This is a genomic window from Methylobacterium aquaticum (assembly GCF_001043915.1).
Lineage (GTDB): Bacteria > Pseudomonadota > Alphaproteobacteria > Rhizobiales > Beijerinckiaceae > Methylobacterium > Methylobacterium aquaticum.
The window spans coordinates 1-5,249 of the sequence record NZ_LABX01000321.1 but is presented as its reverse complement, the minus strand read 5'-3'; the positions used below and the strand labels follow the sequence as shown (position 1 = coordinate 5,249).

Below are 5,249 nucleotides of genomic sequence, written 5' to 3'. Positions count from 1 at the left end.
AAAATTCGAGAACAGAACCAAAGGTCGTTTTCTACGACCGTTGGTATTAACCCGATGCTCAGGCGATTGCCGGCAGGGCCGCCCGGCGACGACGGGGCCGGCACTCATTCGCCCGCATGGTCAGGCGCAGCTCTCCGCGATCAGGCGGCGCAGGAAGCCGGCACAGTCCGACAGTTCGCCGGCCTCGACGTATTCGTCCGCCTTGTGGGCGCGGGCGATGTCGCCGGGGCCGATCACCACCGAGGGAATGTCGCCGAGGCTCTGGAACAGGCCGGCCTCGGTCCCGTAGGACACCTTGGCGTGGCCGTTGCGGCCGGCAAGCCGCTTGGCCAGGGTGACGAGGGGCGCATCGGGGGCGATGTCGAGGCCCGGATAGTCGATCACCGGCTCGACCGTGAGGCCGCTGGCGGGATCGCGGGCCTGCATCTCCGGCACCAGCACGTCCCGGGCATAGGCCAGCACGGTGTCGGCGAGGCCGCGGGGATCGTCGCCGGCGATCGCCCGGAACTCGAACCCGACGGTGCAGCGGTCCGGCACGATGTTGAGCGCGGTGCCACCCTGGACCAGGGCGGTGAGCCCGGTCGTATGGGGCACGTCGTAGAGGTCGTCGCGGGCCCCGTCCCGGGCCAGGCCCTCGACGGTGAGCCGCACCCGGTCGATGAAGCGGGCCGCGTACTCGATGGCGTTGACCCCTGTCGGCGCCAGCGCCGAGTGGCAGGCCCGGCCGCGGAAGGTGGCCTTCGCGCCGTACTTGCCCTTGTGGCCGATCACCACCGCCATGCCGGTCGGCTCGCCGACGAAGCAGCCCAGCGGCGCGATGCCGCGCGCACGGAGATGGGCGATGAGCGGCCGGACGCCGAGGCAGCCGATCTCCTCGTCATAGGAGATCGCGAGATGGAGCGGGCGCGTGAGCGGAGCCGCCGCCATCTCGGGCAGGAGCGCCAGGCAGACGGCGACGAAGCCCTTCATGTCCGAGGTGCCCCGGCCATAGAGGCGCCCGTCGATCTCGGTCAGCCGGAACGGGTCGTGCGTCCAGTCCTGGCCCTCCACCGGCACCACGTCGCTGTGGCCCGACAGCACGTAGCCCGGCCGGTCCGTCGGGCCGACCGTGACCCACAGGGCCGCCTTCCGCCCCGTCTCGTCCATCACCCGCTCGACCGTGGCGCCATGACGGCGGCAATACGCCTCGACGTGGTCGACGAGGGGCAGGTTGCTCGCCGAGCTGACCGTCTCGAAGGCCACCAGGGTGGCGAGGAGGTCCGTGATCGCGGGCAGCGCGGTGTCGGGGACCGTGGGGTCGGAGGACGTCATGGGAAGAGTGCGGGCCTGACGGGAGGGTGACGAGCGAGCGCGACCCCACGGTCGTTGCAGGGCCGATGCCATCGCGAGGTGGACTCGCCCCTTATGCCGCGTTCCGGCGTCGGCGGACAGCGGGCCGCCCGACCCAGTCGATCCGACCAGGAAGTCCTACGCGGTCAGATCCAGGAAATGGCGCCCCTCCCGATCGTCGATCTCGACGATCCAGAGGTCGGAATCGAACCGGATCTCCCGCGTGAGCCGGGCTTCGACGTCAGGCGGGAGCGCCTCGCGCATCAGGGTCTCGAAGCGGCGGTCCCCCGCCCCGGCCCCCTCGAACAGGGCCTGGGGCGCCGGGCCGTAGAGGTCGGCGCGGCCATCGAGGCGGTCGACCTTGACGAAGATCGCCCCGGCCTCCGGCGCGCCGCGGCGACGCTGCACCGCGCTCACACCCTCGACCGCGCAGCGGCGCAGATGGGCAGCGACCCAGAAATCGGAGCGCAGGCGTGCCATCGGGCGGGGCCTCCTCGAAGGATAGGGGGTATCGCCCTCATAGGACAGCGCCCGATCGCGGGGCAATCGGGCGCTGGATCGAACACGGAGTCAGGATCCGGAGGTCAGAGCGCCCGCGCCGCGCCGTCCACCTCCGCCACGTCGGCCCGCTCGCGCCAATCCTCGACGCCGTGCTGGCGAGCAAAGCGCAGCGTGGCGGCGCGGACCGCCCGCTCCGGATCGCGGGCGCGGGTGATCTCGACGGTCCCGACGGTGAACGGGACCCCGAGGATCTGCTTGGCGAACATCACGCGGTATTGCGACATCGTCCGTCTCCTCCAGCGATGGATCACGTCGATGGCGGGATGGTCACCACTCCAGGGGGGTAACGCTCCCGGTTCCCGAGGCGGCCGCGCCGCGGCCAACGGCCGGGACCATGCAGGAAGCGCGCCTGCCGCACGGGCTCGCGTCTCGCCCGCCGGGAAACCGATCGACGACGATCGGGAACAGTATCGGCGCTTCTTACGTCAAGGCAACTGCGCCAGGGCAAGGTGCACCCAGGCAAGCCGGTCTTTCGAGGCTGCCCATGCCACATGTGGTGACGATCCCCGCGCATGGAAGGAGCCTCACGGCCGTGTGATCGTGCACCTGCCCAATCCTGCGGCATGCCCGCAGGGCGGGGCTCCCCTGCGGACGGGGTCCGTGCCGCAGCGCAAAAACCCGTTATGTCGGGCCCGCATCCTCCCAGACGTCTTCGCGCACGACGCGCCGATGCAGGACGCCCGCATGCCGCCCCTCTCCGCCGCGACCCGCCTGAGCCTCAGCCTGATCGCCGGCGGGGCGGTCGCCAACATCTACTACAACCAGCCGCTGCTCGGCCTCCTGGTCCAGGTCTTCGGCCACGACGCCTCGGTGCTGGTGCCGACCGCGACGCTCGCCGGCTACGGCCTCGGCATCCTCGGCCTCGTGCCGCTCGGCGACGTCCTGCCCCGGCGCAGCCTGATCGTCGGCCAGCTCCTGCTGCTCGCCGCCGTGCTGGTGCTGGCGGGCTTTAGCACCTCCTTGAGCCTCCTGGTGCTGGCGAGCTTCCTGATCGGGATTCTGTCGACGGCGGCGCAGCAGGCGGTGCCCTTCACCGCCGAGCTGGCACCGGACGCGATCCGCGGCCGGATGGTCGGCCAGGTGATGACCGGGCTGCTCCTCGGCATCCTGCTCGCCCGCACGCTCAGCGGCTTCGTCGGGGCGTGGCTCGGCTGGCGGGCGGTGTTCTTCGGTGCGGCCGGGCTCTCGGTGGCCTTCGCCGCCCTCGCCTGGTTCGGCCTGCCGAAGACGCCACCCGCCGCCCGCCTCGGTTACCGCGCGCTGATCGGCTCGATCCTCGACCTGGTGCGGGAGCAGCCGGTCTTGCGCCGGGCCGCCCTGGCGCAGGCGCTGCTGTTTGCCGCCTTCAACGCCTTCTGGACCACCCTGGCGCTCCTCGTCGAGGCGCCGCCCTTCGGGCTCGATCCGGCCGGGGCCGGCCTGTTTGGGCTGATCGGCGCGGCCGGCGCGCTCTGCGCTCCGGTCGCCGGACGGTTCGCCGATACGCGCAGTCCCCGGCCGGTGCTGGTCGGCGGCGCGGTGCTGACGCTCGCCGCCTTCGCGGTGTTCGGGCTGTTCGGCGGGGTCTCGCTGGTCGCGCTCGCGGTCGGGGTTCTGCTCATCGATATCGGCATCAACACCGCGCTGATCGCCAACCAGACCCGGGTCTATGCCCTCGCCCCCGGGGCCCGCGGGCGGATCAACACGGTGTTCTTCACCGCGATCTTCGCCGGCGGGGCGCTCGGCGCCTCGGCCGGCACCCGGGCCTTCGCGGCCGGCGGCTGGCCGATGCTCTGCACGGTCGGCGGCGCCTTCGCGGCAGCGGCCTTGCTGGTGCCCCTGCTGGAGCCGCGCGACCGCCCTAGATCCTGAGGCTCCCTCAACCGGCCGAGCCCGCTCCTGTCCCGTTCCTCCGCACGCCTGCTCGCCATCGACACGATCTATCACGAGCCCGCGGTCGAGGACTTCGCCCGCGGCCGGGAGATCCTGGCGCGCTTCCCCGAGGCGCGACGGATCGCCGTGCCGTCGCACTGGGCCATCCCGGAGCTGCACGGCAATGCCGGCTCGGTCGAGGATTGGGTGCGGATCAAGCGCGCGACGCTGGTGCTCGGGGTCAAGAAGGGCCTGGCCTCGCGGCCGAACGGGCGCAGCGCCCATTTCATCGCGCCGTCGAGCTCCAACGGCTGCGCCATGGCCTGCGCCTATTGCTACGTGCCGCGCCGCAAGGGCTACGCCAACCCGATCACCCTGTTCGTCAACACCGACGGCATCGGCCGGGCGATCCGGCGCCATGCCGCCGCGCAAGGCCCCCTCCCCGCCCCCGACCAGATCGACCACAGGGTCTGGGTCTACGACATCGGCGAGAACGGCGACCTGTCGGTCGATGCCCTGGCCTGCGACAGCGTGCGCGATCTCGTCGGGCTGTTCCGGGAGATCCCGAACGCCAAGGCGTCGTTCGCCACCAAGTTCGTCAACCGCGACCTGCTGGCCTACGCGCCGGACGGAAAAACCCGGATCCGCTTCTCGCTGATGCCCGAGCGCATCGCCCGGGTGGTCGACGTGCGCACGTCACCGATGCCGGATCGGATCGCCGCGATCGACGCGTTCGTGGCCGCCGGCTACGAGGTCCACGTCAATTTCTCGCCGGTGATCCTGTACGAGGGCTGGGAGGACGATTGGCGGGCCTTGTTCCGGGCCGTCGATGCCGGGATCGGCCCGGCCGCGAAGGCGCAGCTCAAGGCCGAGATCATCTTCCTCACCCACAACGCCGCCCTGCACGAGGTGAACCTGCGCTGGCACCCGAAAGCCGAAGCGCTGCTCTGGCGCCCCGACATCCAGGAGACCAAGCGCTCCGAGGGCGGCATGGAGAACCTGCGCTACCGCAGCGGCTGGAAGGGCCGCTGGCTCGCCCGGTTCAAGGCGCTCCTCGCCGAGGAACTGCCTTATTGCGCGGTGCGCTACGCCTTCTGAGGCGCGGGCGCGGTGGGGCTCAGTGGGTCCAGGGCGCGGTGCGGTTGTGCTTGAAGTTGTCGGAATAGGAGAGGCCCCGGCGCAGCGGCACCTGCGGCTCCTCGACCCGGTAGGCGATGCCCTCGCGGGTGGCGTAGGCGATCGCCTCCTCCTTGGTGTCGAACTCCAGCCGCACCTGCTGGAGCATGTCCGAGGACGAGGTCCAGCCCATCAGCGGCTCGGTCTCCCGCGGGCTCGTCTGCTCGAACTCCAGCGTCCACTGCTTGGTCCGGGCGAGGCCGGACTGGGTCGGGTCCTTGGCCGGGCGGAAGATGCGGGCGGTCGACATCGCGGGCTCTGATCCGTGGGAGGAATGGTCGGGGCGGCCGGATTCGAACCAGCGACCCTCTGGTCCCAAACCAGATGCGCTA

Annotated in this window: 6 protein-coding genes; 2 read left to right on the top strand and 4 right to left on the bottom strand. The window is 71.2% G+C overall.

Annotated features, from left to right (window positions below; all coding sequences use genetic code 11):
* Nucleotides 1-120 precede the first annotated feature (120 nt).
* The 3 genes from argE to VP06_RS31065 form a co-directional block, all read right to left on the bottom strand.
* Entirely contained in the window at nucleotides 121-1,311 is a 1,191-nt protein-coding gene (argE, locus tag VP06_RS31075; protein ID WP_048467689.1) for an acetylornithine deacetylase, read from the bottom strand.
* Nucleotides 1,312-1,467: 156 nt separating this feature from the next.
* Nucleotides 1,468-1,809: a DUF1491 family protein gene (locus tag VP06_RS31070; protein ID WP_048467688.1), complete on the bottom strand. Its 342-nt coding sequence runs from the start codon at nucleotides 1,807-1,809 to the stop codon at nucleotides 1,468-1,470.
* 104 nt (nucleotides 1,810-1,913) lie between these two features.
* Nucleotides 1,914-2,114 (bottom strand): hypothetical protein, encoded by a 201-nt coding sequence (locus VP06_RS31065; RefSeq protein WP_048467687.1) that lies wholly within the window; start codon nucleotides 2,112-2,114, stop codon nucleotides 1,914-1,916.
* Nucleotides 2,115-2,574: 460 nt separating this feature from the next.
* Between VP06_RS31065 and VP06_RS31060 the strand changes: the two genes are divergently transcribed.
* On the top strand, nucleotides 2,575-3,741 hold the full coding sequence (locus tag VP06_RS31060) for an MFS transporter (protein ID WP_245291385.1): 1,167 nt from the start codon (nucleotides 2,575-2,577) through the stop codon (nucleotides 3,739-3,741).
* A gap of 48 nt (nucleotides 3,742-3,789) precedes the next feature.
* A complete protein-coding gene (locus VP06_RS31055; RefSeq protein WP_048467685.1) occupies nucleotides 3,790-4,839 on the top strand; it encodes a spore photoproduct lyase family protein in 1,050 nt (349 codons plus the stop codon).
* Between the two features lie 19 nt (nucleotides 4,840-4,858).
* Here VP06_RS31055 and VP06_RS31050 read toward each other — a convergent pair whose 3' ends face one another.
* A complete protein-coding gene (locus tag VP06_RS31050) occupies nucleotides 4,859-5,167 on the bottom strand; it encodes an ETC complex I subunit (RefSeq protein ID WP_048467684.1) in 309 nt (102 codons plus the stop codon).
* Nucleotides 5,168-5,249 lie beyond the last annotated feature (82 nt).